The organism is Krasilnikovia sp. MM14-A1259, from assembly GCF_047159535.1.
Taxonomy (GTDB): domain Bacteria; phylum Actinomycetota; class Actinomycetes; order Mycobacteriales; family Micromonosporaceae; genus Actinoplanes.
The window spans coordinates 5,193,358-5,219,347 of record NZ_BAAGAJ010000002.1; the positions used below are offsets into that span (position 1 = coordinate 5,193,358).

Consider the following 25,990-nt stretch of genomic DNA (forward strand, 5'->3'; position numbering starts at 1 on the left):
TCGCGCTTGACGGCGCGGCATGTCGGAGCATCGTCGTCGCCAACTTGTCGGACCAGGGCGATAGATTATGACGCACAGCCCGTACACCGCTCGGTGCGGCGTGCGTGCGGGTCCTCTGTCCTTGGTGCTGAGTTGATGAGATGGTGGACTTGACCGACTTCGAAACCCTTCTTGCTACCCCCGAGCAGAAGGCGCCGACCGAGACCGACGCTGGCTCGATGGGGCTTCACCTCGACGACGGCTACCTCGTTGACTTCCTCACCAACGAGCCAGTGAAGGACAACGGCAAGGAGCGGGTTCGGCAGCGAATCCTGCGGGTGCTCTTTCACGAATACCAGGTGGCCCCGGAGGACATGGCGCGCGACTTCCCGATCAAGGTCGGCCTGGATGGTAAGACCAGAAACAAGAGGGCCGACATCGCCGTGTTCGCCTCGGGCGCCGAACACATTGAGGCCAACCTGCGCCGCGTGGTCGTGTGCAAGCAGGAGCCCAAGCGCGGCAAGAACGTCGTCAAGCTGCGGGACCTTGACCAGATGAAGACCGAGCAGGCCGAATTGGAAGCGCTGCTGGGCGCCGAGGACTTCCCGGAGCGGCGTTACGGCATGTGGACTGACAATGTTGACTTCTTCTTCATTGAGAAGGAGTCGGGCCGCTTCGGCGCCACCTACCACCAGCGGGCCGACTGGCCGCTAGCCGATGGCACCGTAGGTTCCGGTCAGGTTGCCTCCGCGCAGCAGTTGCGCCGCGCCGAGCCGGAGATGCTCAAGGTCACCTTCCGGCGTTGTCACAACTATATCCACGGTAACGAGGGCATGCCGAAGGACGCTGCGTTCTGGCAGTTCCTCTACCTGCTCTTTGCGAAGATGTATGACGAGCGTGAAGCGCGCAACGGCAGTACGCGGCGTTTCTACACGACGATGACAGAGCCGTACGAGGCGGCGGGGCGTGCCGCGATCCGGGCTCGGATCCTCGATCTCTTCGAGGATGTCAAGAAGCAGTACGCCGGCCCGGGCCTGTTCACCGATCGCGACCAGATCACGCTATCGGAGCGGGCGCTGGCTTTCATCGTTAGCGAGTTAGCTCCGTATGACCTGGGTCGCACCGATATCGACGCCAAGGGACTGGCCTACCAGGAGCTTGTCGGCACTAACCTGCGTGGCGACCGCGGGCAATACTTCACTCCGCGCGGCGCGGTGAGGCTGATGATCGAAGTCCTCGATCCACGAGAAGACGAGACCGTCCTCGACCCCACTTGCGGCACTGGCGGGTTCCTCCATGCCACCCTGACCCACCTGCATCACAAGATGCAGGAGGAGGATGGCACGCGCGGGCTGCCTGACTCTCCGGAGCAAAGCGAACGCTATCGCGATCGATTGCGAAAGTACGCCGACCAGCACCTATTCGGCGCCGACTTCGACCCTTTCCTGGTCAGAGCAACATCGATGAATATCATGACTCTTGCCGATACCCCCGGAAATGTCTTCCACATGGACTCCCTGGCCTTCCCGAAGGGCCATCTTTCCGGTGTCGCCTCGGCGAGCGAAAGGATCCCGCTGGCCAAGGGCAATGCCCCGGGCGTCGTCGACGTGCTGCTGACCAACCCACCGTTTGGCGCAGATATCCCGGTCAGTGACGAGTCGGTACTTGGCGACTTCCGCGAAGGTGTGGCAAAGTCATGGTCGCGTGACAAGGTGACCGGCGAGCTGCGCGAGAGCGCGAACCTCCCGGGCGCGCTGGCCCCCGAGCAGCTTTTTGTTCAGCGCGCCATTGAGTGGATAAAGCCCGGCGGCCGGCTGGGCATCGTTCTGCCCAACGGCATCCTCTCCAACCCGGGCCCAGCCGACGAGGGCATCCGTCGCTTCATCCTGCGGGAGTGCTGGGTGTTGGCCAGTATCGAGCTGCCAGTGGAAACGTTTATCGTTGACGCCAACGTCAACATCCTCACCACGCTGCTCTTCCTCAAACGCAAGACCGACGAAGAGAAGACGGCCGAAGAACTCGGCGACGTGATCTCCTACCCGGTCTTCATGGCAGTCGCGGAGAAAGTCGGCGTCGACCGTCGCGGCAACGAGCTTTACAAGCGCACCCCTAACGGCGACGTCATCATGGAGACGTTCGAGGAGACCGAGTACATCACCCTCTCCGGCGTCCCCCGGACCCGGGTGGTGAAGCGCAGTCGCCCGGTCGTCGACAACGACCTGCCGCTGATCGTGGAGAAGTACCGGGAGTTTCGCGAGCACCACCCCATCCCTGGCTTTGATCCGCGCGCTGACAAGGCGGCGGGAGAGTGAAGGTCATCAGCCTTGACAACCCGGTCAAGGTCGACTGGTTTTTCCAGCAGGGTTACCGTCTGGACCCGGCCCCCTACCTCTCCGGGGCTCTAGAGGCCCGCAAGCGGCTCGAGGCAATCCCGAATACGGTACGTCTTGACAGTGTCACTGCTGGCTATAGTGGGGGGATCTTCAATGGACCGAAGTTTAGCCGGCTCTACTTGAACGACCCGGAGCACAGCGTCCCATTCCTCGGCAGCACCGACATGCTGGAGGCCGACTTCAGCTACCTGCCTCGCTTGGGTAGGGACATCGCCACGGCGCTTCCGTACCTTGAGGTCGAGCCTGGAATGTCATTGATCTCGTGTTCAGGCACCATCGGGCGTATGGCGTATGTTCGGCCCGACATGGCAGGATTCTGGTCGTCGCAGCACGTGATGAAGGTGCAGGCGGATCCAGACAAGATCCCGTCAGGCTACCTCTACACCTTCCTGCGCAGCCGCTTCGGAATCCCGATGATCGTCTCCTCGGCGTACGGAGCGATCATCCAACATATCGAGCCGCCCCATCTCTTTGACCTCCCGGTGCCCCGATTCGACGCCCAGCTTGAGCAGCGCATCCACGAACTCGTCGAGGGAGCCGCCCATCTCCGTGCCGCCTTCCAGGCCGGCCTGAACGCCGCCACCCGGGACTTCTTCAACAGCGTTGGGCTGCCCGACCTCATTGACTACCGCTGGCATGATCAGAAGCCGGATCTCGGCTTCGTCGTCAGCGGTGTCTCAACACTGACTCTGCGCGCGCTGAATTTTTCCCCGCGGGCTCAGCTTCTGATTCGTAAGCTAAGTTCAGTCGAACACCGCACCCTTGGGCAGATCTGTGAGAAGGGCGTGCTCAGCCGCGGCGTTCGGTTCAAGCGGATCGATGCCGATGAGGCCCATGGCGTTCCCCTTATCGGCCAGCGTCAAGCGTTCTGGTCGCGCCCGGAAGGTCGACTCATGAGTCGGGGAGCCTTGCCAGCCGAGGTCTTCGCGAATGATGAAACCATCGTAATGGCAGCACGAGGCACACTTGGTGAACGCGAGGTCTACTGCCGTCCGATCATGGTGACTGGAGCGTGGCTGGAGAACGCCTACTCGGAGGATTTTCTCCGGATTGAAAGCGGTGACGAGGATGTGCCTGGCGCTTATCTCTTTGCCCTACTAAGATCGGAGGTAGCTTTTCGCATCTTCCGGTCACTCAGCACAGGTGGCAAGCAACAGGACATCCACGAGGGATTGCGTCGGCAAGTCCCGATTCCGATTGCCCAGCCCAATGATCGCGAACGCATAGCGGAGACAGTTCGTCGGGCGTTTCGCGACCGAGACCGCGCGGATTCGCTAGACGATGAAGCTCTGACCTTGCTGACACAAGCGGTTGAGGGGGCCGAGGCCTGATGGCGCGGATCGTTCGGATCGGTGAGCCGGCGAACGATGCCGAGCGGCGAGTCATCGCTTATCTGCGCGATCACGGCCCTGATGACTGGACGGTCCTGCATAACTTCGAGGTGTCCGACGCGTGGAGTAACCTGTTCGAGATCGACCTTGCCGTGGTGACGGGCCATATGGTCTACGTCATTGACGTGAAGGGCACCTTCGGCCGTATCGATGTCCACGGCAGTAGGTGGATGCCTGTTGGGCGCGTCCCGTTCCACAGTCCGCTGCCGAAGTTGCGGGAGAACGCCAAGCGGGTCAAGGCCCTTCTGGAGAAGCACTACACCGCCCTGACCCGAGTGTTCGTGGACGCCGTGGTTGTGCTTCCGGTGAAGGACGCGCGGCTGGTAGACCACAACTCCCCGCAGCGTGATGCGGAGTCGACGGTCAACCTACAGCACCTGATGGCGCTGCTCTCGGACGTCTCCCGGGTGCCGACCGGCGCCTACGCCGTTGACGCTGACATCAGCCGCCACCACGACAAGATCGTGGAAGCGATCCAGGGTGTGGCTAGCGTGCCCTCGGGGCCGCTGCTCTTCGGCAACTGGCAAGTGCTGGAGACTCTCAGCGAGACTCAGCACGCCCCTGGCGTCGATGTCGTCGCTGAGTACCGTGCCAAGAACGCCAACACTGTCTACGGCTCCGGCACAGTCCGTTTGGTGGTGCGCCAGGCCGATCTTTACGCCCAGGCGAAGGAGCGGGACAAGCAGCAGAAGCAGATCGGCGTTGCTTACGAGGCGCTGGGCAAGCTGCCCGCTCATCCGGCCATCGTCGGTGTGCGAGACTTCTTTCCGGACGCCGAGGATCGAGGCTACGTAACGGTCTACGACGATGTGCAGGGCTCAGCACTTCGGGTATATCTGGGGCCGGGCGCCACCGAGCCCCTGACTCTCGACCGGAAGCTACTCATCCTGCGGCAGGTGCTCGACGGGCTGGCGCTCGTTCAGAGTCGACGGCTCGTGCACAGGGCTTTAAGCCCGGCTACGATCTTGCTCACGAACGACGGCCGAGCGATGATCACTGGCTTCGACTACGCCAAGACAGCCCAGCCACGGGCCTATACGGTCGCCCTTGACGCGCACGCCAACGCCGACGTCGCGTATCTCTCTCCCGAGACGATCGATAGCCCGACGAAGATGAGCGCGAAGTCAGACATCTACGCCGTCGGTGTGATCGGATTCGAGCTGTTCACCGGGCACCGGCCGTTCAATTCGATGACCACCCAGGTTCAGGCGCGCGGCGTGCTGCCCGAACGTGCTTTAGTGCAGGCCGACGTGCCGCCGCAGCTGCGACACTGGCTGGCCTTGCTCTGCGCCAGGGATCCGGGCGATCGGCCCGATGCGAGGGAGGCTCTGCGCCGCCTGATGCTGGCAATCGGGGAAGTTCGTCGTCCGCAGCGCCGCATCGGTGGCGGTGGAGGAGGGAACTCGCAGAATCCGCCGTCGAACGCTGCCGACACCGGCGCGGACCCGCGGCGCAACCCAGGCTTCTGGCGGCATCTTGAACGCGACTACCTGCTGGGCACGAAGTACCTGGTGAAGTCTCTGCTAGGCAAGCCGGGGGCTTCTGGAGTTGCCTACCGGGTATATGACTCAATGCGGAACGTCGACCGAGTGGTCAAGCTCATTTTGAGCGACCCGGCAAACCCGCAGGAGCAAGCCCGGCGTGAGGGCATGGTGATGGACCGCCTCCGCGGCTCCACTCACCCCAACGTGGTCAAGATGGTCGACGTCGATCAGCTGCCGCCGCCCTACTCCCATCCCTACCTGGTCTTCGAATACGTCGAAGGTAAGGATCTTGGCGAGGTGATCCGCAGCGGCCCCCTGACTGTTGCGGATGTGCTCAGGATTGGTCTCGATGTGGCGTCTGGGTTGGCGCATATCCACTCGCTGGAGGTATGGCACTGCGATATCAAGCCGGGCAACCTACTGTGGACCGAGGACGGTGTCCGGATCCTCGACTTCGGCATCGCAAAGACCCCTGAGTCCACTCAAGCGCATACCTCCAACACGCCCAAGTACACCCCACCCGACATCGACCAGGTGCCCGCAACCGGGGCGGGATTTGTCGACCGGGATCTGTTTGCGCTTGGCGTGACCCTATACGAGGCGCTGACCGGGGCGTACCCGTGGGACGCGAGCACTCCACCCCCGGCGGTGCCGGCAGAGGATCCGCGCACCCGGTTCACGATGCCGGAGGAAGTGCCGGCGAAGCTTGTCGAGATCATATTGAAGGCGATTGCTCCCGAGCGGGGGAAGCGGTTCACGAGCGCTGAGGAGTTCCTTACAGCGCTGCGGGTGGCCGCCAAACCGCCGACGCCGTTGGCGACGATCCCCCAGATTCGGGTGGATCACACCAGCGAGGTGCCGCCGGTGACCGCCCGGGATGAGCTCAAGCCTGCAACGTCGGACAACCCGTTCGTTGCCCACCTGCAGACTCTCTACAGCCAGAGCCGCCGCAGCAATCGCGGCACCCGCGGGATGGATGCACAGGACTACCGCGTCTACGTACCGACAGCTCTCGACATGGCACTCGCCCCGGCAGTGTTGAACGGAGCGCATTCGCTCGTGATCGTCACCGGTAACGCCGGTGACGGCAAGACCGCCTTCTTGGAGCGGCTGACGGCCGACGCCCGGGCTAAGGGTGCGGACTTCATCGGCGAGCGACCTAACGGCGCCGAGTTCGAACTTGACGGCAGACGCTTCCGCACCAACTACGACGGCAGTCAGGACGAAGAAGACATTGCCAGTGACGAGGTGCTCACCGACTTCTTCGCGCCCTTTGAAGGCACCGACCAGATCGGCACCTTAGCTGGGGAAACGCGGCTGATCGCCGTAAACGAGGGCCGCCTGATCGACTTCCTGTCCCACCGCGGCCGACGCTTTGCTGCGCTGACCGCAGCGGTCGAAGAGGGGCTGCGCGGAGAGCAGAACGCGGGCGGGGTCGCCGTAGTAAATCTCAACCTCCGTGACGTTACCGTGCAGCCCGCGAGCACTGGCGACGGGGGCCGCAACAATGACTCCATCCTGGAACAGATGCTGATCGAGATGAGCTCCCCGCGCTTCTGGGAGGCTTGCAAGGGCTGCGTTCTCATTGACTCCTGCTATGCCCGGAGGAATGCCACCACCATCGCCAGCCCGGTGATCGGCGCTCAGGTGCGTGACCGGCTGCGCCGCATCTACGAGATCGCCCAGTTGCGCGGACGGCTGCACATCACCTTGCGAGACCTGCGCTCCGCACTCGCCTACACCATCACCTCAGGACGTGACTGTACCGAGATCCACCGTCTCTACAAGGGGACGGCCCGTGCTGCGATCCTGGAATCTCAGTACTTCAACTCCTACCGCGGTGGCGCACCCGAGGTCGAGCGAGACCGCCTGCTCGTACACCTGCGCGAGGTCGACGTCGCCGCGGTGCCACAGCCGGTGTTGGACCGGCGGTTGGCGGCCGAAGGATTGCTGGAGCACCATCTGATCACGCCCGGAGACCGGAGCAATCCCGTTCGCGCCTTGCTCAAGACGGTCCACGACGAGATCATCGAGAACCCAACCAACACGCAGGCAACGACCCACTATGTGGCCACGGCGCGCCGTTTGACGTACTTCGAGATGCGCGATAGCGGCGCAGCGGCGAAAATGCTGCCGTATTCCTCAGCCCGAAGCTTCCTGGACTACCTCGACCGTGCTCGACCTCAGGTCGAAGATGTTCTGCGGGCGCTGAACCGCAGCGAGGGAGTGATCTCGCCTGAGATCGCGGACGGTGGGCTGGTGATCCGCGTCCGTGACGTTGTAGGCGGCACAGTCCGCAGCTTGCGCCGCTTTCCCAAGAGCGGGTTCACCGCGGGGCGCGTCGGCTCCCACACGCACCCATATCTGGAGACCAGACCAAATGCGTTGAAGCTGACCTACACCGATCCGGTCCGGGCAGGAGCGGCGCCCGCCGAGCTGCGGATCGGGCTGGACCTGTTCGAACTGATCGAGCGATTCCGACGCGGCTACCAGGCCAGCGTCGAGGACGACCAGGGATATGGGCTGGCCGTGACCGTCTTCAAGAACCAGCTCGCGGCCGCGCCGTACCAGGAGGTCCTACTCACCGTCGACGGTGCGCTGATGCACACCGTGAGCCGCACCGGGGACGGAGTGCTGCACCTGGCCACGCAGACCGCTGACATACCGGATACCGAGGAGGCGGAATGGCGCTAGACAGCAAGGACAGAGCCTTCCGGTGCGACTCGATCAGCCGAATCGACTACAAGACCCTCGCCATGGACCGAGTCCTCACCGCCTTCCTTGCCCGACTGTGGCATGACGGGGTGCCGAGCCGGATGAGCCGGGCGGTCGACCTTACAGTCGAGGACTATCTCTCGCTGCTGCTGGCTTCGGACGGACCGTTCGACGGATTCGCCCACAACGAAGACATCAGCCGGCGCTGGGTCGGCACGCACCTGCTCGATCTCGTCAACCGGGGCCGGGTTACCGAGGCGGTCGCCGGGCCTCGGCCGTTGCACGGCTTCGCTTATCGACTGCGCAATAGCCGTCGCTCCCGCCCCTATGGCGCAGACGAGCAGCTTTACGAGCTACTCGCGGTCAAGCCACTGGCGGTCCAGAAGCTCAAGGACTTCTTCTTCTCCGACATCGAGGCCGACGGGCGGGTGATCCCCGGGCCCGACATCGACGTCGAGTCACAGGCGCTGTTGAGCATGGTGTCGATGACCGAGAAGAAGGCCCAGGACCGGCCCGACGGCTCCACCCGCAAGCCCCTGGTGCCGCTGTGCAAGCAGCCCGCTGAGCTGATGGCCGACGACGTGCTCCGCCTGTTGCTGCACCGCGACTTCATGCCGCGCACCGTGCTCGTCGAGCACCTCAAGATCCTGCTCTCCTTCCATCTCGCGCTCTATCACCTACGGATGATCAAGCTTGTTCCCGCCGCCGTGCGCACCGGCGCCGTGGATCCGTCCTGCGCTCGCGGGCACCGGCCCGGGGAGCACTGCCCCTATGCAGCCAATCTCTTCGTTGACGTGCTCGGGGTCGATAATGGCGCCCCTGCCCCGTACGCAACCAAAAGTGCCGAGATCTGGTACGGCCGGCTGCCCCAGTTCGTCCGGGGCACGTTCGCCGTTCAGAAGCTCGGTGACTTCGCCGCGGACCTGACCAAACACGGAAAGCTACTCAAGGCGGGCGGACGGAACGAGTTGCCGGCGGTCGACGCGATCGCGCTGTTGGCGGACAAGCACAAGAGAGATCGCGAGATGTTCTTCGACATGCGGGTGCGCCGCATCCTCGATGACGAGGAGAACCCGCTCGCACCTGAGCTGCAGACGATCGTGGATCTCGGCCTGAGTCGCCTCGAGACATATCTAGAACTCGTCATGCATTACCGCGGAGCGTTCCAACGGAAATATCTAGTCGACTGCCTCGACTCACTCCTGATGAAGAATCGCCCCGGTCAGATGGTCACCCAGCCTCGCGGAAAGGCCGGCGTACGCCGGCTGGTGCTCGACTCGCGGCTGCTTGAGGTGCTTCTGCAGGTTGCACTCGTACGGCAGGACGACACCGGGCGGATGCGCACCTCGCCCATGCGCGTCGACGAGGTGTTGGAGCTGCTCCGAGCCCGGTACGGGCTGCACATCGATCAGCTGCCGAACGAGGACGGGTTCGCCGGTGCCGACGTACCTGACCAGATGGCGTTGCGGGAAAACTCCACGGCGTTCGTCCACCGGCTCCGGGAGATCGGCTACTACCGAGACCTGTCCGATGCGTACCTAACCCAGACCATCACGCCGCGCTTCGCCATCCGTGTCGACAGCCCCGAGACGGAAAGGAGCAAGCGATGACCGCAACCACGGTCGGACTCGCCGAGCCCGCGCCTGCCGACGTGCGCGATGCGCTGGAAGACGTCTTGATTCCCCGCCTGCTGAGTTTGCTTAGCACCCGGGAGGCGGGCCACTGCATGCGAGTCACGGAGCTCGAGACCGACCTGTCGCTACGGCTGGTCCAACGACTCCGGTCCGCGACTCTGCCAGGCACCGTAGTGTGCCTGCTGGCCGCCGACGCGCAGGCCCGCGAGGACACCACCGGATCACTGGTGAGTAGCACTAAGCTGGTCGAGCTACGAAACCGACCAGTCACGGAGACCGCCGGCCCCCTGCTGGTCTTCGTCCCACCGGGCCTGCGAGCGAGCGCCGAGGATTCGTTCGGGGTAGCGACGTTCGAGGAAGTTGCCCTCGGCAACGCCTACCAGATGCTGCGAAGGGAGCTCCTGGCAAAGGTGCCTGCCGCCCTGCGCGATGGCATCAACTGGCTCCAGGAGACCCTCGCGCAGAAGAATGACGGCCGCGACAACGACCGTGCCTGGGTGCACTACCTGTTGACCATCGCGGCCAATGGCTACGAGCCTGACGCCGCCGGTGCCGCTGTCTACCAGTTCGGGCTGGTGCCCGACCTCGGTCTATTCACGCCAGACACCGATGTGGCAAGTCGTATCGGCCACAACCGGATCCAGGTCGATGAACTCAGCCGCACCGAACTCGACGAGCGTCAACGTGTGCTAGGCCTCGGGCTGCCCGACTCTGCTTTCGTCGCGAAACTTGCCGCGTTCGCCGGGCGGATCGGCCTGGAGGACCGCAACGCTTGGACCCGCCGTGTCATCACCGATCGGGAGAACCGCGAGCTCACCTTCGACAAATGGCCGGCACCCCGCAATCGCGAGGTCGCCATCGGCATCGACGTGCACACCCTCGATCTGCCCAGGGTCGGCGACAACGCCGACCACCTGGACAAGTACCCCGTGCTTAAGTCCCTCGCCGGCCAGGCCTATGTGGTCGCCGGCGCCAACGGCACGAAGACGCTGGCAGCTCAGTTTAAAGTCGACACTCCGCTGACCCCATCCGACGGACTGCTCAAACTCAGAGTCGAGATCGAGTCCGAGGACGGCGGCCCTACCGGTCGCGCGGTTTCGGTCGCTGCCGGGGTGAAACCGAAGAGCGACTACAAGGCGACCGTTCGAAATCTGCACAAGGCGGACCTCGACGAAGGCTGGCATCTTCTGACGGTCACCCCAGTAGCCGACGCCGACCGTCCGGTCGTAGTGAAGCCGGGAACCGGCCGCAGTGAGGCGTTCTTCGTGGTCCGCGCCGACGAGGACGAAGAGCCGCCAGAAGACAAGGCGAGCCGATACGAGAGCGTGCTGCACGCCGTGGAGCGCATCGCTTTCGCCCGTTGTGTCGAGGGGAGGCCGGAACGTGCCCTGGAGCCCGGGCAGACCGCCTGGTCCGCACCAGCCAAAGGTGGCCTCTACGTCTCTGCCAGCGTACATATCTCAGGCGGCGGCAACATCGAGGTCCGCCTCTCCAATCAATTGACCGACATCGAACGCAAGACACTGCTTGCACCGGCCGAAGTCGGGCTGTGGCAATTGTCCGTCAGACAGGACGGCACCCCTGTCGAGCCGAGACGCGACGAAACCGACTGGGCGTCCGGACTCGGGCCGGAGGCCGAGCACGCGTTCGGGGCGTTGCTCTCGGCCCGCGACCAGCTCTTCGCCGACGTGCTCGGCGTCGTCAACGACCACCACCCAGGCAAAGTCATCGAGACGACCGACGTCATCAGAATGCGTACCCAAATCATTGACTACGCCGTCGCCTTCCAAAGGGCGCTGAACGCCCAGTCGACCTACGTCCAGCGGGCCGGTTCCGCACAGAGGGCGATGGCGCTCCGCGCGCTGGCGGGGCTACAGCAACTCGATGGGGTGGCGATCACCTACATCGACGGCCTGGGGGCGCTGCACCGGCTGCTTCTGCTGGGCCCGACGCATCCGCTGCGTCTGCTGTGGCTCTCGGAGTGGGCCGCCCTCGGTGCTCAATGGCGGGCCGACCTGGACGGTCAGCCGCAGGATGCCGCGGCGAACGCCCAGGCGTCGTTTTTCGGGCGCCTGGACTCGCTCGGTTTCCCGTTTGCAGTGCCGCGCCAAGACGGTCGCCTGCTGGCCGCGGTCGCCAACCTGACCCCATTCTGGGCGGCCTACCTTCCTAGCGGCGCCGATGACTCTCACGGGCTCGTCGACAAGGTCGCCCGCGCGCTCGGTGTACCGGCCGTTGCGCGGGGGTCCGATGCCGGCCCGACGAGCCTGGTCCTGGCCGACCGGATCGAGCGCTATGTGCGTCAGCACCCCTACGTCCAAACGCTCGTGCTCAACATTGTCAACCCGGGCGACGCCGGCCTCATCGTCGAAGTCCTGCTCGAGCTACAGCGGCGATCCGACACCAAGCACCTCAACTATGACCTCCGTTTGTGTACCGATCAGACCGAGATGCCCGGAATCGGTGGCGCTCTGGCGGAACTCACCCGGTCGGACGGCCGGTTCAATAGCGCCGAAGCCGAAGCGTTTGCGGCACGCCAGGCACGCGGCGCGCCAAAGTTGGCCTACTCAGTGCGTTCACTGGTGGAGTTCGAAGAAAGCCCGGAGGAGTTCGAGGCGCACCTAACCGTCCTCATCGATGCCTTTGCCGGGGAAGAGCACGACACGGCCCGGCTGCAGCATGTCCGGCAGGCGCCGGCGCACGGATTCGTACAGCAGGCGACCACCTTGTTTGAGGTTGATGACGAGCGGGGCAGCGTTACCTGGCGCAAGACGCCGCTGTTCGCGTCGGCTGTTCCAGAGACCGGAGATTTCCGGGAGAGCCTAGTCCGACTTCCCCGTGACCTAGCGCTCGCGGCCGCGGCCGTTGCGACTAAGGCGTTCGACCGCGTGCCCACGACAACCCTCACGCTCGATGCCGTGCAACGCTCGCTGCTGCATCAGGCGCACGACAACAGCGACTGGGTCATTGTCATCGACCGGACCCTCGGCCTGGAGTACTTCGACCGAGCCGATGATCGCGGGTCAAGCGACTACGTCATCGACTATGTCTCCAGCCGAACCGGGCTCGGTCGCCAGGTCATGGTTAGTTCGCGTAGCGTCGACGAGCTGCGGCGCCTGCTCGCTCCGGTGGTCGGTGACCACGGCATCCAGGTTGACGACCGGCACTTGCAGACGTTCTTCGAGCAGGTTCGCTTGTTGTCGGGGAGCCTGGCGTTCAAGCTAGCTTCTACGGCTCGGAACCAACGTTCCGAAGTGCTCGGGCTTGCGCTAGCGCGCATCTACCTGGAGGGACAGCGCGTACTCGGCGACCAGATCGTCCTGCCGCTCGACGCCCACCACGAGCTGTACGCAGAAACGCGTCGCCGTTCTGCCGCCGCAGAGCGATCGTTGCGACGCACAGACTTGGGTCTGTTCAGCTTCGATGCTCTCAGCCGGACGATCACCTGCCGGCTGGTCGAAGTCAAGGCGTACTCGACCATCCCCGATGTCGCCGCGTACGACCGGTTGCAGACGGAGATCAGTGAGCAGATCGCCACATCGGAGAGGGTGCTCAAGGAGCAGTTCGATCCCCGCTTCACCGATCCCGATCGCGTGGACAGGGCGGTGAAAAATCTGGAACTTGCCGCCCTCCTGCGCTTCTATCTGGAGAGGGCCGAGCGCTACCGGATGGTCAGTCCCTCGGTCGGGAGCCATGCGAGGCGGCTACTGGAAACGCTTGATGATGGATTCAGCCTGCGGTTCGAGCGCGCGGGGCTCGTCTTCGACCTATCGGGCAACGGTAGCGATCCGCAGCAAATCGGCGGGGTCGAGTTTCACCATATTGGGCGCGATGAGATCGACGAGCTGCTCAGTGCCGTGCCGACTGACCTCGACCGGCCAGGCGACGCCACTGAGCCTCACTCCATCACTGTCCCCGCGCTGACCCGCACTCGTCGTGCCGATGCCGCTTTCCGGGCACCGACCCTGAAGCCGCTCGTAGAGGAGCGACCCGAGCCGCCGGTTCCGGAGTCGCTCGCTGCGCAGGCTACGGAATTGTCGGCACAAGTTGGCACTTCCGCAGTGGAGCCGCCTGCCTCCGATGTTGATGAGGTCGAGCCGAGCGTCCTTCCCGAGCCCGTGCCCGAGCTTCGGTCCGATCCAGGCGAAGTGGGGCCGTCCGGCGCTGACGTCGCATCCGTGCCAGCTAAGGCTGATCGAGAGGTTCCCAGTCCTGACATCCTCGTCGGTGTCACCGGCGATACACCCCAGTGGGCGCTGTTGGGCGAGGTCGCCGGTGGCCGCAAGACCGCACTCGACCTCAACGAGACACACACGCTCAGCCTGTTCGGGGTCCAGGGAGGCGGGAAGAGCTACACTCTCGGCTCCATCATCGAAGGTGCCACTCTCGCTGCTGAGGGAATCAACCAGCTGCCCCGCCCCCTGGCTACCATCGTCTTCCACTACAGCAGCACCCAGGATTACGCCCCCGAATTTACATCGATGATCGCTGCCAATGATCACGACCAGCAGATCACCCGGCTGCGGGAACGCTATGGTGCCGAACCGGCTGCACTAGAGGATGTCCTGCTACTCGCCCCCAGCGATCAGCTGGACACGCGCCGCCGCGAGTTCCCGGGCATCGAAGTCCAGCCGCTGCTCTTTGGGTCTGACGAACTGCACATCAGCCACTGGAAGTTCTTGCTCGGTGCCATCGGGAACCAGTCGATGTACCTCCGCCAGCTCACCCAAATCTTCCGGGCAAACCGCGCCAACCTCCGCCTCGACACGATCCGAAACGCCGTCGCCGCGTCGGCCATGGCCGACACTATGAAGGATCTTGCCCAGCAGCGGCTTGACCTGGCCTCGCTCTACATAGATGACTCCGTGCGCATTTCGGACTATGTGCGCCCCGGACGCCTCATCATCGTTGACCTGCGTGACGAGCTCATCGAGAAGGACGAGAGTCTGGGCCTCTTCGTCGTGCTCATGCAACTCTTCGCCCAAGCTACGGATGACGGCGGTCACTTCAACAAGCTGGTCGTGTTCGACGAGGCCCACAAGTACATTGACAGCCCCGACTTGGTCGACGTTCTCGTCGAGTCCGTCCGGGAGATGCGCCACAAGGGAATGAGCATCCTCGTAGCCAGCCAGGATCCGCCATCAGTGCCTGTGTCACTCATCGAGCTCTCCGACATCGTCATCATGCACAAGGCGACTTCGCCCGCGTGGCTGAAGCACATCCAGAAAGCCAACGCCGCGCTCGTGGGACTCCGACCGGAACAGCTTGCCAATCTCCAACCCGGCGAGGCGTACCTGTGGGCGGGTAAGGCGACGGAGCGCTCGATGACCCACGGCGCGGTGCGCGTCGCCCTCCGCCCGCGATTGACTCGGCATGGCGGCACCACGAAGACAGCGCATGGGTGAATTGTGAGGGGCTAGGATCCGACAGATCGTCTGCGCCCAAGGGAGAATAGCGACCGAACTAGGGATCCCTAGCTTGGCGGCTCGAGGCTCTTCGGGCGCGCAAGTTTGAAGCCACGGCCAACGCAGACGTTGGGCCAAGGCACCGGCAACGCTGGCGGGCCGGGCCTGACCGGGTCAGGCCCAGGCGGCCCTGACCAGCGGGAAGGCTGATCAGGGCTTTCGCCTTCTCTGTGGACGCGGATCGCCCTGAGGGGCACCGGCGCGCACGGGGCGATCCGGTTCGACGCCCCTGGCGGTCCACTGCGTCGGCGTGTCTATGCCGCGTGGTCTGGTCCATGATCGAGGTGGTCGGGGTCAGCCGCCGTGCGGCCAGCGCCGAGCCGTTCGAGGATGTCGGAGCTGTCGGGAGCGAGTGCAGGTGTCTCGATGTAGTGCTTCTTGGTGATCTCCTTGCTTGCGTGCCCGAGTTGCGCGGCGGCGCGGTCGGTGTCGGCTGGGTCTGCTGCACCGATTGGTGACAGGTGTAGTCACGCGGCCTGACTGGCCGGTGGGGTCATGATGGTCTCGAACTCGATAGGGGTCAACCGGGACAGCGATCGCTGGCGTCGGCGGCGGTGGTAGGTCCGTTCGATCCAGGTCACGATCGCGATCCGTAGCTGTTCGCGGGACCTCCACGGGTGTCGGTCCAGGACGTTGTTCTGCAGCAGGCCGAAGAACGATTCCATGGCCGCGTTGTCCCCGGCCGCGCCGACTCTGCCCATCGAGCCGACCATGCGGTGGGCTTCGAGGGCCCGGACGAATTTCCTTGATCGAAATTGCGACCCGCGGTCCGTATGCAGTACGCAGCCGGCCAGATCGCCGCGTCTGGCGGCCGCGTTGTTGAGTGCGGCCACGGCGAGGCGGGACTTCATCCTGGTGTCGATGCTGTAGCCGACGATCCGGTTCGACCAGACGTCCTTGATCGCGCACAGGTAGAGCTTGCCCTCCCCGGTGCGGTGCTCGGTGATGTCGGCAAGCCATAGCCGGTTCGGGCGCTGCGCAGTGAAGTCCCGGCGCACAAGGTCGTCGTGTACCGGCGGGCCGGCCTTCCCGCCCTTGCCACAGCGTTTGCGTTTGCCGAACGCGCTCCACCAGCCGTTACCGGAGCAAATCCGCCACGCGGTCCGGTCCGCCATCGACTGCCCAGCCTGGCGGGCCTCGTCGGCCAGGAACCGGTACCCGAACTCCGGATCGTCACGGTGAGCGTCCGCGAGCGCATTGGCTCGGTACGCCTGCGTGACCTCCGAGGTCGTGACCGGCCGGGCCAGCCACCGGTAATAGGGCTGACGAGCGATGTTCAGTACCCGGCACGTCACCGCGACGGGGACACCGTCCGCGGCCAGCTCGCTCACGAGCGGGTAGACCCTTTTCCCGGCAGATTCGCCTGCGACAAGTACGCCGCGGCCCGGCGCAGGACCTCGTTCTCCTGCTCCAGCAACTTGTTCCGGCGTCGCAGTTCCCGCAGCTCCACCGACTCGCTACGGGTCACACCAGGCTTCGCACCGGCGTCGACGCCGGCCTGACGCAGCCACTTGAACAACGTCATCGGATGGATCCCGAAGTCCTTCGCGATCTGGGGACTGTAAGAAAAACGGTGTAACTCCTGATCAAGGAGACGCCTGATGACCGTGACGATCGAAGCCGCCGTGGATACTGCCGCGGTGGCGATGAAGAAGGACCCGGCGGTCTCGCCGGAAGCCGTGGACGCCGAGTTGGTCGGCCGGTTGGTTGAGCAGGCCCGCGCCGCGGGCCTGCAGCTGACCGGCGAGGGCGGTCTGCTGCAACAGCTGACCAAGCGAGTGATCGAGGCCGCGCTGGACGGCGAGATCACCGACCACCTCGGCTATGACAAACACGACCCGGCCGGCAAAGACGGCGGGAACTCCCGCAACGGTTCTCGGGCCAAGAGGGTGCTGACCGACGTCGGGCCGGTCGAGATCACCGTGCCGCGCGACCGCGACGGCTCGTTCGAACCGCAGATCGTCCGCAAGCGGCAACGCCGGCTGACCGGCGTCGAGGACATGGTCCTGTCCCTGTCAGCGAAGGGTTTGACGACCGGGGAGATCAGCGCTCACCTGGCAGAGGTGTATGGCGCCGACGTATCTCGCCAGACGATCTCCACGATCACCGACAAGGTCATAGACGGCATGGCCGAGTGGCAGAACCGGCCCCTCGACAAGGTGTATCCGGTGGTGTTCCTGGACGCGATCAACGTGAAGATCCGCGACGGGAAAGTCGCCAACCGGCCCATCTACGTCGCCCTCGCGGTCACCACCGAAGGCACCCGCGACATCCTCGGGTTGTGGGCCGGTGACGGTGGTGAGGGCGCCAAGTTCTGGTTGACCGTGTGCACCGAACTGAAGAACCGCGGTGCCGACGACGTGCTGATGGCCGTCTGCGACGGCCTCACCGGCCTACCCGACGCCATCAACACCGTATGGCCCCGGACAGTGGTGCAGACCTGCGTGGTCCATCTGCTGCGGAACTCGTTCAAGTACGCGTCCCGCCAGCACTGGGACGCGATCGCGAAGGCCCTCAAGCCGGTCTACACCGCGGCGACCGAGGCCGCCGCCGAGCAGCGGTTCCTCGAGTTCGCCGAGACCTGGGGCGACAGATACCCGGCGATCGTCAGGCTGTGGGAGAACGCCTGGGCGGAGTTCGTACCGTTCCTAGCGTTCGACACCGAGATCCGAAAGGTCGTCTGCTCAACCAACGCGATCGAGTCGGTCAACGCCCGGATCCGCCGGGCCGTGCGAGCCCGCGGGCACTTCCCGAACGAGCAAGCCGCTCTGAAATGCGTCTACCTCGCCGTGATGGCCCTGGACCCGACCGGCACCGGCCGACGCCGCTGGATCACCCGCTGGAAACCCGCCCTCAACGCCTTCGACCTGGCCTTCGAAGGCCGACTCACCGCAGGCCGCAACTGACGCTCAACAAAGATCGAGTTACACCGTTTTCTTGACAGTCCCGCGATCTGCTCGACCGTCACGCCGGGGTCACGCTCACGGGCAACCCGCACCACGTCGTCGCGGAACTCTTGGGGGTAAGGCTTCGGCACAGGGACATCCTCCCAGCTCACCGCCTGGGCAAGCCATCTCAGGTGTCACCTATCGGTGCAGCAGACCCGCTTCCTTGTTGATGAGCGTGGCGACGGTCTTGCGGAAGGTGTGTGGGGTGACCCATTCCAGGTCGGTGTCGGCGCGGGCTTGGCGCCACTGTCGGCGCACGTTGTGGGGGGAGAACCAGGTGCCACGTCGTGAGGCGAAGATCGCGTCGTGGGGGTTGTCGGCGGCGGTGAGCGTGCGGTCCATCAGCATGGCGACGGCGAATCGGGGCAGGACGATCGTGCGGAAGCCGGCGTCGCTCTTGGTCCACTCCTGTCGGAAGAACCCTTTGCCTTTGACGAAGACGATCGTGCCGCGGATGGTCACGGTGGGGTGGTCTGCGGCGAGGTCCACATCGGCCCATCGCAGCGCGAGGATTTCACCGATGCGGGCGCCGGTGGCGAGCATGAGGTCAACGATGTCGGCCAGGTCGCCGGTGGGTCGGGGTCCGGATTTGCCCGGCGTGGGTTGCTGCCATGTGCGTATCGCTGTGCGTACGGACTCCAGTTGTTCGATGGTGAGGGCGCGGACCTTGCGGCGCGGGGTGCGTAGCCGACCGGTGTCACGGACCGGGTTGGTCGTCAGCGCGCCCCGGCGTACCGCCAGGGCGAACATCTGCCCGAGGACGACCTTGGCGACCTTGGCGGCGGCGGGGTAATCCTTGGCGACCTCGCGGAGGAACCTATCGAGGCGGCCGACGCTGGCCTCTCTGATCCGCAGGCGGCCCACAGCGGGTACGACAGCGGTACGCACCACGCTCTCGTACCTGTCAATCGTCTGCCGCGTGACGCGCTCCTCTGCGATGATCTCGTCGATCCACAGGTCGGCGAGCGTGCTGAGGTGGGTTTCCCTGGTGATCTCGTCGTCGTTGGGTGCAACGCGGTCACGCAGCTTCTCCTTCAGGGCACGGACGGCGGCCGGGCCGGTGGTGCCGGTGGCCTCGACGTCGCGGGTCTTGCCGTCGTAGTCGCGGAACCGGGCGCGGGCGCAGTACCGGCCGGGGCCGAGCTTCTCGGTGCGGATGGTGCCCCACGTTCCGACGGGCAGGGGAGGGCGGGCCATGGTTCAGCGCTCCGGGTCGGTGTGGGCGTCGAGCCAGCGGTCGACTTCACTGCGCCGATAGCGCAGGGTATTGCCGACCCGAATGGCGCGCGGCCCTTTGCCGCGGCTGTGCCAGGCGTAGAGGGTGTTCTTCGGCTTGCCAAGCCAGGCCGCGACGTCATCGATGGTCAGGAGCGGGTCGGGCCGCCACTCGGCGGCGGGCGCGGCGCTCATCGCCGGCCTGCCGTTTCGGACGAACCGGCCTGCGGGTCGGAAGCGGTGGGTGTGGCGTTGGGCCGGGCGTTGCCCGGCGTCGGGTGTGCGTAGGGCGGGCACGGATCGGCGGTCCTTTCGACATCCCGGCCCGGGGTGGGCCGGGGATGGGTGGCGCTGCCGCCGCTGGTGTTGACGTTCGGGGCGGGCGCCGGGTGTGCCCGTCGATCCATGCGGGACGCGGTGAAGGGATCAAGCCGATCGGTGTGCGGCCCGGCGGGGTCCGCCGTGCTCGACGCGGAGTTGTGGCAGGTGGTCTGCGGCAGTACGTGCCGAAGGACGATTACGTCTTCGTGCTGCGGTATCCACTGCGGGTCGCCGTTGGCGATGGCGTCGCGGACGTTCTTGATCTGGAAGAAGGAGGCCCGGGGGACGAGTACGCCGTCGCGGACGCCGGCCATCAGCGCCACGCATTCCTCGACCAGTTCCAGTCCGGCGGCCTGTCCGGCGGCGACGACCATGCCGGGGATGTCGATGAGTTCGCCGTGGCGCCGGTACGGGCGGGCGGTGACGGCGACGTGTCCGCCGGGGCGTAGGACGGCTCGGCAGCCAGCGAGGATCTCGGTGAATCCTTCGGCCAGTTCATCGTGGCTGCGGTAGGCGAGGTTGTCGCTGCCGCCGTACCGGTGGTTGATCTTTAGGACCTTGCCGCGTCGAGGGCCGGGGGTTCGGGCGTGTCCGTGGGTGGACGGCCCGTACGGGGGCGAGGTGACTACGAGCGCGACTCGGCCGCGGATCTGGGGCGGCAGCAGCGAGGGCAGGCGGCGGGAGTCTCCGGTGTAGACCTCCCCGACGCCGGTGGCGCCGTGCCGTTCGGCGAGGACGATGTTCGCGGCGGCCAGGGCCGCCCACCGGTCTTCGTACTCGACGCCCAGGCCGTGGCGGCCGAGGTGCATGGCCTCGACCACGGTGGTGCCGATGCCGGCCATTGGGTCGAGTATCACGTCGCCGGGGTCGGTGTAGGTGTGGATGGCGTACCGGGCGATGGTCGGCAGCATCTTCCCGGGGTGGGTGATCGACTCGGAGGTGTACCGGCCCCGGCGCAGTTCCCGGGAGGGCTGCTGACCGGTCACCCAGACCGAGCCGGGGTAGCCCTGCTCGATCAGCCGGGAGGGCGAGCTGAACAGGGCCGGCGTGGTGGGACGGCGTTCAGACATGGGTGATCTCCAGGGCGGTGGTGGCGAAGGCAAGAAGGTCCCGGTGCGCGCGAACGTGCCGGCCGGCGAGCAGCGGCGGCCGGGGCGCAAGATCCGGTTCAGTGCGCGGGTCCGCCTCGGGCAGTGGGACGAGGACCGCGGGGATGTGCTGGTGGTAGAGCAGCCCGGCCGCGCGGGCGGCGGCGATCACCGTCGAGCGGTGCCTGGCAGCGTCGCCGCTGGGCGAAGCGGTGAGCAGCGTGATGAGGAAGCCGCCGGGACGAAGCCAGGTCTGCCAGCCGTCGAAGGTCTGACGCAGGCCGTGCACGTCACGGGGGTCGACACCTAGCCGAGGCAGGCTCGCCAGTATCAGCCCGACGCTGCACTGCTCGGGGACGACCAGGCGCGGGTGGCGGTCCAGGTGTCGGGCGGCTGCGGCGACGGTCGGGTGGGTGTCGAGGTCGAGCACGGTGTCGCCGTCGCGGCTGTACCGGGCGATCAGTCGGGCGACGTGGTCCGGGTGCAGGCCGTACCAGTTCGGTAGCGGCTGCCCGGTCCGGTCGAGGGGTCGGTGGTCGTGGGGCGGGGTGAGGAACAGTCCGACGGGTGCCGCAGGGCGGGGGTCGGTGGGGCTGTTCGGCATGAGCGTGTGGGCCACGCCCGCCGGCGAACGCTGACACTAACGGAATACAAATCGGGGCGCCGATTTTGCACCCGGCCCGCCTCAACGGCCCGCCGGGTGCGGTCGGGAGCCAGCCGAGCGGCGCGCTTGAACAAGATCATCCTTGGGTTGAACACGCAGGTCACGGCGGTTTCACCGCGCGCCGCCAGGCGTCGCCTGCGCGCTGGGTGAACCACCGGAGATGCGGCGCCCATCGCAGGACCTTGAACAAGATCATGTCGAGGCTTGAACAAGATCGACCCCAACGCAGGCGCCCCTTGAGCAAGGTCCACAACTCCCTGAACAAGATCAGCTTCAACATTCGGAGGGGTTGAACAAGATCATCTGACGGTTACCGGAAGTGGCAGCAAGAGGCCGCCAACCCCGCGTGCGGGGTTGGCGGCCACGTCGTGTTCAAGGCGCCCCCGGTGCGTCAGCGGCATTGGACGAACACCCCCGGCGGAGGGGTTGAACACCCGGCTCTGACGATCTCCGCGCACCGGGCCGGCGGCCCCGGAGTGGCGACCGGACGCATCGATGATGGTCAGCGACACGTGTACGGCGCGGCGAGCCGGAGCCTTGAACAAGATCAACAGTGTTCATGATCTGTTCAAGGCCCCTGGTGGCGTGGTGGCAGACCCGCCGACCGGCCCTCGAAAGGCCGGACGGCTCCCACCACACCACCAGGGAGTTCCTCCATGTCTGCACGCATCCCGAACGACACGCTCGCCGCTGTCACCCCGTCGCGGAGTGAGTCGCTGTTGGACGCGATCGATTACCGGTTCCGCCTGGCCGGGCAGGGACCGCAGCCCCTTTCCGTCGACGGCCGCGCCCTCGGGCACGGCCTGCCGCGCCGGCCGATCGCGCTGGTCGAGCTGTCGTCGATCCTGATGCACCCTTCGTGCAGCCCGGAGGCGGCCGACGCCGCGTGGCGGCTGCTGGTCGCAGGCGCCCGCACCGGCGCCGAGCGGTGGATCGTCGGCGCGGTCGGGGTGGCCCTGCCGGGGCTGCGCCGCCGGGCTCACCACCTGTGGAAGCTGTCCGCAGGCGACGTGGACGCCGCGCTGATCGCGCAGTTCATGCAGGCCCTGACCAGCGTGGACATCGCCAAGCCGGGCGTGGTCACGCGGCTGCTGAACACCGCGTTCTCCAAGGCCCGCAGCGAACTGGACAAGCGTGAACCGGCGTCCGGGCAGGTCGCCTTCGTGCCCGAGTCGCGGGTGCAGACCACCGGTCTCAACCACCCGGACTTCGTACTGGCTCGCGCCGTGCGGGCCGATGTCATCACGGCCGCCGAGGCGGACGTGATCGGCGCGACCTACCTGGAAGCGACCAGCGTCGGCGAGTACGCCGAGCGGGTCGGCCGCTCGTACTGGCAGGTCTACCGCCAACGGGGCGCGGCCGTGCAGCGCCTGGTCGCGGCGATCCGGTCCGGGGACCTGGACGACGACTTCGCCAACGTGGTGGCCGAGGCGACCACCACGACGGCCCTGGAGGCCGCCTGCTCCTGACCGGTCCGATGTGCAACGCGCCTGACCTGCATTTTTGAAGATCTTCCCGGCTGATCTGCAAAATCGCGGCCACGATTTGTATTCCGTTAGTGCGGGATCTTCCCGCAGGTGACCCACTCCGACCGATCCCGCTGACGGCGCTGACACCCGATAGACGGCTCTGGCCCACGACTCCCGAACGAGGAGGAGCGGCCACGCCGGTCGGCCCCCGGTCACCACGGCCCCTCGTCGGACCCATCGCCGCACCTTTCTGGGCCCCTGCCATGCCCGGGGCGGATGCGGCCTGCCCATCGGAGGTCCCACCCCATGAACCCCATCCCGTCCCCGGACGACGCGGCGGCGGCCCGCCGCGTCGTCCCGGGCCGGGGACGGCCCGCCCGCCGTCCCCACCCTCGTCCCCGCCGTCCCCACCCGTGCCGGTGGCCGTCCCCGGTGATCGCGGCCTTGGCCGTCACCGTGTCGGCGCTGCTGCTGGTGGCCGGAACCCCGGACGCCGCCTTCGCCGCCGAGTCGATCGACGCGGTGGTCAACAACATCCGCACGTGGCTGGTCGGCATCCTCGTCGCGGTCGCCACCCTGTTCCTGACCGTCGGCGGCCTGCGGTACCTCGCGGCCAACGGCGACCCGGGCGAGGTCGAGAAGGCCAAGCTGGCGCTCAAGAGCGCCGCGATCGGCTACGCCCTGGCGATGCTGGCGCCGCTGTTCGTCACCATCGTCGGTCAGTGGGTGAAGTGATGACCCACTCCATTCCGATCCGCCGCCCGCTTCGGCTGCTCGTGGCCGTCGTGTTCGGAGTCGGGCTGGCCGCCGGCCCCGTGTTCGCGGGGCCGGCGGCGGCCGACCCGGTGCCGACCCCCATTCCGGCCCCGCGCGTGCCGTCCCCGATCCCGACGCCTCCGCCCGGCGGCCCGTCCACGCCCGTCCCGTCGTCCCCGCACACCCCCGCCTCGTCCCCCGCGCCGCCGCCCGGCTGGACACCGCCGACGGGCAGCGGGGACGACGAGCCCGGGATGTTCGACATCCCCGGGCAGATCCGCAAGGCCATTACCGGGTTCCTCGTCTGGATGGCCAAGACCGGCCTCAAGCCGGTCATGGAGACCCTCGGCTCGACAGTGCTGTCCACCCCGGACCTGACCGGCAACCCGCAGGTCAATGCCGTCTGGACGACGACGCTGGTGGCCGCGAACGGCATCTACGTGCTGTTCATCGTGGCCGGTGGCTTCGTCGTCGTGTCTCGCGAGAGCCTGCAAACGCAGTACGGGTTCCAGCAGATCGCGTCCCGGCTCGTCCTGGGCGCGGTGATCTCCAACGTCAGCCTGATCCTGTGTGGCAAGGCCATCGAGTTCACCAACGCCCTGACCACCGCGGTCGCCGGTCAAGGCGTCGACGGCCCCGCCGCCGCGCAGGCCATCGTCGACATGATCGCGCAACCCTTGAGCGCCACCTCGCCGAACATCCTGTTCGCGGTGCTGGTCATCGCCATGGTGGTCCTCGCGCTGGTCGTGGTCGTCACGTTCCTGCTGCGAGTGGCCATTATGGTCGTCCTCATCGGCCTTGCGCCGCTGGCGTTGGCCTGCCACGCGACGCCGCAGACCGAGGGCCTGGCCTACACCTGGTGGCGCGCGTTCGCCGCATGCCTCGGCCTGCAGGTCGCGCAGGCACTGATCGTGCTGACGGCGGTGAAGGTGTTCCTCACCCCGGCCGGGCTCACGCTGCTCGGGGTACCCGCCACCAAGGACGGCCTGGTCGGCGTCCTGGTCTGCGTCACGATGCTGTGGCTGCTGATCAAGCTGCCTGGCCTGCTCAAGCAGTTCGTGCTGGCACCGCTCGGCCTGCCCGGCGAAGGCCGGGGCCTGTTCCGGCAGCTCGTCCAGGCGTACATGACGGTCAAGACGTTGGGTGCGGTCAGCGGGCTCAGTAAGGGCAAGCGCGCCGTGGTCGCGGGCGTGACAGGCCGCCCAGCGGGCGGCGGGACCCGGACGACAAGCGCTGCTCGGCTCGTTCGAGGCGCAGGGGGTCAGCCGATGGCGCCGCGCCCGGCGCTGTCCCAGCCGTCCCGGGCCGCGGTGGCGTTCAGTTACGCCCCGGCCAAGCCAGCTCCACTGTCGGCGCGCGCCGGGCGCACTGGGGCACCCGCGTTCAGCCATTCGGCGCCGCCGGCCACCCCGGCACCGGCCCCGGCCGGGCCAGCGCCCGCCGCTCGATTCTCCCAGCCCGCTGCGGCGTCACCGGGCCAGAGCCGACCGGCGAACCGTCCCGCGCCAGCCGCCTTCAGCAACGCCTCACCCGCGTCGGCGAGCCCGCCTCCAGCAGGCCCGCGACCTGCGGCAACGTTCTCCAACCCGCCCGCCGCGCAGAGCGCGCCGCGCCGGCCATCCGCCCCATTCACACCGGTGTTCTCCTCGGCGCCGACCACCCCGGCGGCACGGCCCACGGCCGCCCGCCGGCCCACCGCGGCACCACGCCGGACCAGCGCAGCGAACCCGCCGGCAGCCTCGCCGCGCCCAGCGCCGAGCCCGTCCCCGACGCCTCGACCGGTCCCGGCGACTCGACCGTCCCCGCCGCCGCCGTCCCCACCGCCGCCGTCCCCACCGCGACCGGCCGGCAGCACGACCCCGGTGTTCCGACCGGCGTCGTCCCCACCATCCCCGCGTCCGTCCCCGCCGCCCGCGCGGCGGCAACCGAAAGGAGGTAACCCGTGAGTCGCCGTGACGACGAGGTGCCGATGCGCGCCCGTGTGCCGACGGACGCTGCATACTGCCCCTTCTTCGTGTGCTGCTTGGGTTTGTGTGAACTGGTGTCAGCGTTGCTGGCCTTGCGAGATCAGTGGCTCAACGGGTCGACGTCAGTCTGCGGCGGGCCGGATTCGATAGTCATGCCCGTTAGCGTCGGGTCTGCGATTGATCCAGGCATTCATGATCTCGACGGCCAGCCAGTGTCCACAAATGGCGGCCTCTTCCACCACCGGCATGCCGTTGTAGCGGCGCAGCGGGTCGGCGCCTCGGGCCAGCAAGAAGGCGGTGACGTCGGCGTGCAGCGGTTCGCCGGTCTGGACGTGGCCGTCGTGCTCGACATCAATGGCGTGGCGAAGCAGGGTCCAGCCGTCGCCGTCGCCGTCGCCGTCGCCGTCGGCGCCGGCGCCGGCGTCGAGGAGATCGCGCAGTCGGGGCAGGTCTTCGTGTTCGACCGCGTGGTGGGCTGGTGACCAGGACATGCTGACCAGA

The 25,990-nt window shown here is 66.5% G+C and carries 14 protein-coding genes and 1 pseudogene; 9 read left to right on the forward strand and 6 right to left on the reverse strand.

The features are described from left to right. Nucleotides 1-149: 149 nt before the first annotated feature. The 5 genes from mads2 to mads8 are packed head-to-tail and all read left to right on the forward strand — an operon-like array spanning nucleotide 150 to nucleotide 15,001. A complete protein-coding gene (gene mads2, locus ACMCNK_RS23585) occupies nucleotides 150-2,291 on the forward strand; it encodes a methylation-associated defense system DNA methyltransferase MAD2 (protein ID WP_412738552.1) in 2,142 nt (713 codons plus the stop codon). After that, entirely contained in the window at nucleotides 2,288-3,703 is a 1,416-nt protein-coding gene (mads5, locus tag ACMCNK_RS23590; RefSeq protein ID WP_412738553.1) for a methylation-associated defense system restriction endonuclease subunit S MAD5, read from the forward strand. The genes mads2 and mads5 overlap by 4 nt, the downstream gene beginning before the upstream one ends. Then, complete coding sequence (gene mads6, locus ACMCNK_RS23595; RefSeq protein ID WP_412738554.1) at nucleotides 3,703-7,941, forward strand: methylation-associated defense system protein kinase MAD6; 4,239 nt, start codon at nucleotides 3,703-3,705, stop codon at nucleotides 7,939-7,941. Before mads5 ends, mads6 begins: the two co-directional genes overlap by 1 nt. Continuing rightward, on the forward strand, nucleotides 7,932-9,572 hold the full coding sequence (mads7, locus tag ACMCNK_RS23600) for a methylation-associated defense system protein MAD7 (RefSeq protein WP_412738555.1): 1,641 nt from the start codon (nucleotides 7,932-7,934) through the stop codon (nucleotides 9,570-9,572). The genes mads6 and mads7 overlap by 10 nt, the downstream gene beginning before the upstream one ends. Further along, on the forward strand, nucleotides 9,569-15,001 hold the full coding sequence (mads8, locus tag ACMCNK_RS23605) for a methylation-associated defense system ATP-binding protein MAD8 (protein WP_412738556.1): 5,433 nt from the start codon (nucleotides 9,569-9,571) through the stop codon (nucleotides 14,999-15,001). The genes mads7 and mads8 overlap by 4 nt, the downstream gene beginning before the upstream one ends. 527 nt (nucleotides 15,002-15,528) lie before the next feature. Here the strand turns inward: mads8 and ACMCNK_RS23610 are convergent. Further along, nucleotides 15,529-16,616, reverse strand: a pseudogene (locus tag ACMCNK_RS23610) (IS3 family transposase); the annotation flags it as partial. An 85-nt stretch (nucleotides 16,617-16,701) separates the two neighbouring features. On the opposite strand from ACMCNK_RS23610, the gene ACMCNK_RS23615 reads away from it, so the two are divergent. Next, the gene (locus tag ACMCNK_RS23615; RefSeq protein ID WP_412738557.1) at nucleotides 16,702-17,967 is read left to right on the forward strand and encodes an IS256 family transposase; all 1,266 of its coding nucleotides are present in this window, start codon (nucleotides 16,702-16,704) and stop codon (nucleotides 17,965-17,967) included. 180 nt (nucleotides 17,968-18,147) lie between these two features. Here the strand turns inward: ACMCNK_RS23615 and ACMCNK_RS23620 are convergent, their stop codons facing one another. From ACMCNK_RS23620 to ACMCNK_RS23635, 4 genes are read right to left on the reverse strand one after another with little or no spacing between them, the layout of a single operon-like run. Beyond that, complete coding sequence (locus tag ACMCNK_RS23620) at nucleotides 18,148-19,206, reverse strand: tyrosine-type recombinase/integrase (protein WP_412738558.1); 1,059 nt, start codon at nucleotides 19,204-19,206, stop codon at nucleotides 18,148-18,150. A 3-nt stretch (nucleotides 19,207-19,209) separates the two neighbouring features. Continuing rightward, complete coding sequence (locus ACMCNK_RS23625; protein ID WP_412736080.1) at nucleotides 19,210-19,419, reverse strand: helix-turn-helix transcriptional regulator; 210 nt, start codon at nucleotides 19,417-19,419, stop codon at nucleotides 19,210-19,212. After that, on the reverse strand, nucleotides 19,416-20,615 hold the full coding sequence (locus ACMCNK_RS23630; protein WP_412738559.1) for a TRM11 family SAM-dependent methyltransferase: 1,200 nt from the start codon (nucleotides 20,613-20,615) through the stop codon (nucleotides 19,416-19,418). The genes ACMCNK_RS23625 and ACMCNK_RS23630 overlap by 4 nt, the downstream gene beginning before the upstream one ends. Further along, complete coding sequence (locus ACMCNK_RS23635; RefSeq protein WP_412740963.1) at nucleotides 20,608-21,237, reverse strand: hypothetical protein; 630 nt, start codon at nucleotides 21,235-21,237, stop codon at nucleotides 20,608-20,610. The genes ACMCNK_RS23630 and ACMCNK_RS23635 overlap by 8 nt, the downstream gene beginning before the upstream one ends. 716 nt (nucleotides 21,238-21,953) lie before the next feature. Between ACMCNK_RS23635 and ACMCNK_RS23640 the strand changes: the two genes are divergently transcribed. The 3 genes from ACMCNK_RS23640 (at nucleotide 21,954) to ACMCNK_RS23650 (ending at nucleotide 25,468) form a co-directional block, all read left to right on the forward strand. Beyond that, a complete protein-coding gene (locus ACMCNK_RS23640) occupies nucleotides 21,954-22,766 on the forward strand; it encodes a hypothetical protein (RefSeq protein WP_412738560.1) in 813 nt (270 codons plus the stop codon). A 306-nt stretch (nucleotides 22,767-23,072) separates the two neighbouring features. Further along, complete coding sequence (locus tag ACMCNK_RS23645; protein ID WP_412738561.1) at nucleotides 23,073-23,501, forward strand: pilin; 429 nt, start codon at nucleotides 23,073-23,075, stop codon at nucleotides 23,499-23,501. A gap of 275 nt (nucleotides 23,502-23,776) precedes the next feature. Further along, a complete protein-coding gene (locus ACMCNK_RS23650; RefSeq protein WP_412740964.1) occupies nucleotides 23,777-25,468 on the forward strand; it encodes a hypothetical protein in 1,692 nt (563 codons plus the stop codon). 143 nt (nucleotides 25,469-25,611) lie between these two features. Here ACMCNK_RS23650 and ACMCNK_RS23655 read toward each other — a convergent pair whose 3' ends face one another. Beyond that, nucleotides 25,612-25,980, reverse strand: coding sequence for an ankyrin repeat domain-containing protein (locus tag ACMCNK_RS23655; protein WP_412738562.1), 369 nt, complete (start codon nucleotides 25,978-25,980; stop codon nucleotides 25,612-25,614). Nucleotides 25,981-25,990 lie beyond the last annotated feature (10 nt).

What these genes read in the sequence shown, in the direction of transcription:
- ACMCNK_RS23625 (WP_412736080.1), bottom strand. Translation starts at nt 19,419, where the DNA reads ATGAGCGCCGCGCCCGCCGCCGAGTGGCGGCCCGACCCGCTCCTGACC.
- mads6 (WP_412738554.1), top strand. Translation starts at nt 3,703, where the DNA reads ATGGCGCGGATCGTTCGGATCGGTGAGCCGGCGAACGATGCCGAGCGG.
- ACMCNK_RS23650 (WP_412740964.1), top strand. Translation starts at nt 23,777, where the DNA reads ATGTTCGACATCCCCGGGCAGATCCGCAAGGCCATTACCGGGTTCCTC.
- ACMCNK_RS23620 (WP_412738558.1), bottom strand. Translation starts at nt 19,206, where the DNA reads ATGGCCCGCCCTCCCCTGCCCGTCGGAACGTGGGGCACCATCCGCACC.
- ACMCNK_RS23635 (WP_412740963.1), bottom strand. Translation starts at nt 21,237, where the DNA reads ATGCCGAACAGCCCCACCGACCCCCGCCCTGCGGCACCCGTCGGACTG.
- ACMCNK_RS23640 (WP_412738560.1), top strand. Translation starts at nt 21,954, where the DNA reads ATGTCTGCACGCATCCCGAACGACACGCTCGCCGCTGTCACCCCGTCG.
- mads8 (WP_412738556.1), top strand. Translation starts at nt 9,569, where the DNA reads ATGACCGCAACCACGGTCGGACTCGCCGAGCCCGCGCCTGCCGACGTG.
- ACMCNK_RS23630 (WP_412738559.1), bottom strand. Translation starts at nt 20,615, where the DNA reads ATGTCTGAACGCCGTCCCACCACGCCGGCCCTGTTCAGCTCGCCCTCC.
- mads7 (WP_412738555.1), top strand. Translation starts at nt 7,932, where the DNA reads ATGGCGCTAGACAGCAAGGACAGAGCCTTCCGGTGCGACTCGATCAGC.
- ACMCNK_RS23655 (WP_412738562.1), bottom strand. Translation starts at nt 25,980, where the DNA reads ATGTCCTGGTCACCAGCCCACCACGCGGTCGAACACGAAGACCTGCCC.
- ACMCNK_RS23645 (WP_412738561.1), top strand. Translation starts at nt 23,073, where the DNA reads ATGAACCCCATCCCGTCCCCGGACGACGCGGCGGCGGCCCGCCGCGTC.